The 3,719-nt window shown below is 34.5% G+C and carries 3 protein-coding genes and 1 pseudogene; 1 reads left to right on the top strand and 3 read right to left on the bottom strand.

Annotated features, from left to right (window positions below; translation table 11 throughout):
• The first annotated feature begins 186 nt into the window (after positions 1-186).
• Positions 187-324, top strand: a complete 138-nt coding sequence (locus tag AC1DJR_RS21315) for a DUF3956 domain-containing protein (RefSeq protein ID WP_080377444.1) — start codon at positions 187-189, stop codon at positions 322-324.
• A 121-nt stretch (positions 325-445) separates the two neighbouring features.
• Here AC1DJR_RS21315 and AC1DJR_RS21310 read toward each other — a convergent pair whose 3' ends face one another.
• The 3 genes and pseudogenes from AC1DJR_RS21310 to AC1DJR_RS21300 all read right to left on the bottom strand — a co-directional run bounded on the left by AC1DJR_RS21310 (position 446) and on the right by AC1DJR_RS21300 (position 2,833).
• Positions 446-673, bottom strand: a complete 228-nt coding sequence (locus AC1DJR_RS21310) for a hypothetical protein (RefSeq protein ID WP_429688206.1) — start codon at positions 671-673, stop codon at positions 446-448.
• Positions 674-1,601: 928 nt separating this feature from the next.
• Positions 1,602-2,057, bottom strand: coding sequence for a hypothetical protein (locus AC1DJR_RS21305; RefSeq protein ID WP_477003446.1), 456 nt, complete (start codon positions 2,055-2,057; stop codon positions 1,602-1,604).
• Positions 2,058-2,150: 93 nt separating this feature from the next.
• Positions 2,151-2,833: pseudogene (locus tag AC1DJR_RS21300) on the bottom strand (Holliday junction resolvase RecU).
• Positions 2,834-3,719: the final 886 nt, after the last annotated feature.

Below are 3,719 nucleotides of genomic sequence, written 5' to 3'. Positions count from 1 at the left end.
CACCAGAACCAAGCGAGCTAACCTTGTAAGCTAGACCTAATCAGGACATTTATTTTCGTTCGTTGAGTTCGTTTGTTTTGTAAAACAGGGTAAATCTATCAATTCTATTAAATCCTTCAATTTAACTATTACATATTATTATTTGATTCATATACTGTAGTAGATTACTAGAAAGGAGGCGTAACCATGGATAGTTGCGTTTTGTTTGTAAATGGACAACCTTTTTTAGTTCTTTCAGTAGCTGGTATCGAAATTGCTAGATTAGAGATTTCTCTTCAAGTAGCATTAGCTCTAAGAGTGCTTGGAATACCAATCTGTGATTAATTACCCTATCAAAAGAAAAAGAGGGCATTAGCTCTCTTTCTTTATTTCCCCCTTATCTTTCCTTAACAACAAACAAGACGCCAMCCAGATCAYGGYARCKYCTACGATAATTGCTATTGGTTTAATCATTAGACCTAATCGTATTTTTACTAAAGAATACAATTTCTTCTTTTGCTTCTGGAATCTGTATTAATGCGCCCACATTAGCAATAGCATCTCCTAATTCTTCAAATGCTTTCGTACAGCCTTCAGCCGTTTTCTTTAATCGTTCAAGTTTTACTTCTGCTTCATAAGTATCAACATTAACTTCGATATCCAATGTATTTCTAGGTTTCCTTACTTCTTCCATCATTCATCCTCCTAATCAAATGTCCATTTTGTCCAATAAAAAAAGAACACTATAAAGTGTCCTAAGCTTCTGAGTATAAGGTATACGACAATGCCTTGCCCGTTCTAATGGCGCAACATAGAAGAGCTTTATAGCGGAATATATATAGCTCTCGGAAAAGGAATAAGTTGGTTGGCATTGACTCGATATTGTATGTTTGGGGATCCCTTATGTGCAATAAAAAAAGAGCCCTATAAGGTTCTCGTCCAATACGATTATAAAGAATGAATACGTCGTGTTCAGTTATTAATATATGCTTGTCTCATTCAAAATTTTACTGGTTTAATGTGTAATTTCTATATAACAAAGAAAATTATTCTTTCTAAACCCGGAACTAACATCTATATCGGCTAATTCCTGGTTTACAAAAAACAAAAAGCCATCACCGAAGTGACAGCTTTCAAGGGGATGGGAGAAAAGAGAGAAAACAAATGGCAAAGTTTCTCTTAGATTAAGGCTGAGTATCCTCAACCTTCTCCAAATCACCGCATCATGTAATTTTTAGCTCTTATTAGCTACGCGCTTTACGTTCGGTGACTGGGAGAAGAATAAGAATCTTCTCTTTTATACTCCGTAGAGTCGGCTACTTAATGTCATTTTCACCATTTCGTTTACACAACGTTTAGGAATATCTTTTAATCTATAAGACGCATATGTTTCTTCCGGCGCCTTATTTGAACCAACACATAAGACTGAGGGGAAGGTTCAGCTGTATTGGCTCAAACAAAGAGCGGAAGCTCTCTGCTCGTTTAGACCTATATTTTCATAACGCTACAGTTCATTCAATCGAACGAACCATCACCACATTTGTAAAATAATCCATCTCGAAATCAAGACCTTGAAAGTAGTTTCCGCTACCTCTCAGTAATAATAGTGTATCACCTAAATATCAAGAACAATGTGTCATCGTTGTGGCATGATTGTGGCTTCTTTTCATTCTGCTGCTTACTCTTCTAATATGGTCATAGCTATAACCTAGCTTACTAGCAACCTGTTTTAAATTGRATTCCATTACATCACGTAAATATATAATTTGTTGTTCCAAACCTTTCTTTTTACTCATAACATACTGCGCTTCCCTCATTAGTACCTTCTTATCAGTAATACGTTGTTTTAATCGTTCTGACTTCTCCATAATCCGATCATGACGACCTGCAATTTCATCTAAAGCTAATGGAATTTGTCCTCCTGTTACACGGTCCTTGCTGTAGTCTGTTACTCCATTAAACTTAGGCGCATTCATATGCATATTTTTAATCAGGTATTCATGTTCTAACTTCAGGTTCTTTAATTCAATCTCCATTAATTCAATTTCTTCTCCTAAGTTTTGATAAATGTTTGTTATGGTAAATTCCCCTATTTCGAATTTATGTTTTTAACATCACATAAGGTGCGTGAAATTTTAATATCTCATTGTTAAATAAGGGAACATCACGCATTAACATAGCCCCCACCACACTATTGCGTGTTGTTCCGTTATCCATTTAGCCTTTAATAACTTTCGTTTCTTGGTACTCATCTTCTCTTTCGCTGCTTCTATATTATTAGCAATCCTTGCATGGTCCTGGTCTAGCTGAATCCTTCCATCTAACACCCCTTGAATCAATCCTGATTCATCGATGTATTGTATTGTAAGTAATCAACTGGTGCTCGTTCCGTCTGATCTACCAGGTATCCATAAATATCAAGGTCTGCTCTTGGTATCGACTTCTTACCTTTTGGCTGCTGTGACATCCTTACATAAGCTTGAATGACTGATAGTGGTACCAGAAATACTGACTTGTCCTTGCTAAATTCAATAAGGAAGAAACAAACCGCTCCCATTTTCTCTGCCTTCTCCAGGTAATCTAATTGATGCTGCGCGATTTTACTTAAATCAAATCGTGTAAGACTCTGCGTTGACTTTGCTTCAAATGCTACTGCTCGTCCTTTATAAACGCCGTCATAGTCTACTGTACTTTTAGCTTCATAGAATCCATTTAATACACGGCCACCTTTACTTTTTAACACCTTCACAGGAGTTGGATGCTTGTTTATTAGCGCCACTCCCCCTCTTTGATACATTTCGTTTGATAGATTAATAAGCATTTCAAATGCCATCCCACGGTTTCCTAGTCCCATTGTTATTCCTCGCTTTCTACTTGTAACTTTCTATTTTAATTGAATATGCAACATTTAACATTTTATTATTGTAATATTTCTTTATTAACTATCATTTTCTAGTGCATCATTAAGATCCATTGACAAATCAACATTTGTAATTTAATTCCTTTTGTTAATCACTGGCAAGATACTCTTAAACAATATATTTCGATAATTATATTGGAATTTCTTGTTCTACACATCTATACGTATTTTGTGTATTATATAGCAGAAGAGTAAGGTAAGAGTTACTCTTTGCCATTTTAGGAAAGGTTCTGTTGGAGACAACAGGACCTTTTTTCGTGAAAGGATTATTTTGTTTAATTCTCACCACTAATCATTAAAATATCCTATAATCGTTATATAATGAATTTAAATAAATAATTAGAAGTAGGTAAAATGTCAGTTACACTAGAACTTATTCTTGTCATTCTTATAGCGATTAGTGCTGTTGGTTATTAGATAAAAGAATTTCAAAAAACTAAGAAAAGAACTCTTGGAATTTCACTAGAATTTTTAGTGCTTTTCTGGTCAATATGGAGAATATCGACTATTATAATCTAATTTGTAGATTATAAGTTCCTTTAAATGAAACTCAATATTCCGTCAATACTATAGATAACCCAGTTGGAACGAGACCTCCATTAGGTGAGCAGTTAGCTTTTGCTAACTGTTCTTTTATTTGTAAATATTCACTAAGTTGACAGTACATACATAGAATATTTTGTGTTCCTTTCTTTATAAAATAAGGTAGTCTTTACAAAGTGAATGATCTCGTCACGAGAGCACTTTATTAAGTGCTCTTTTTTAGTTTTAAACTAATACAAATATTTGTAAATATTCACCGAGTTGACAGTACATACAT

This window comes from Bacillus sp. 05T31 (assembly GCF_056396725.1).
The sequence above is the reverse complement of the archived record's forward strand: the minus strand, read 5'-3'. Positions and strand labels throughout refer to the sequence as shown.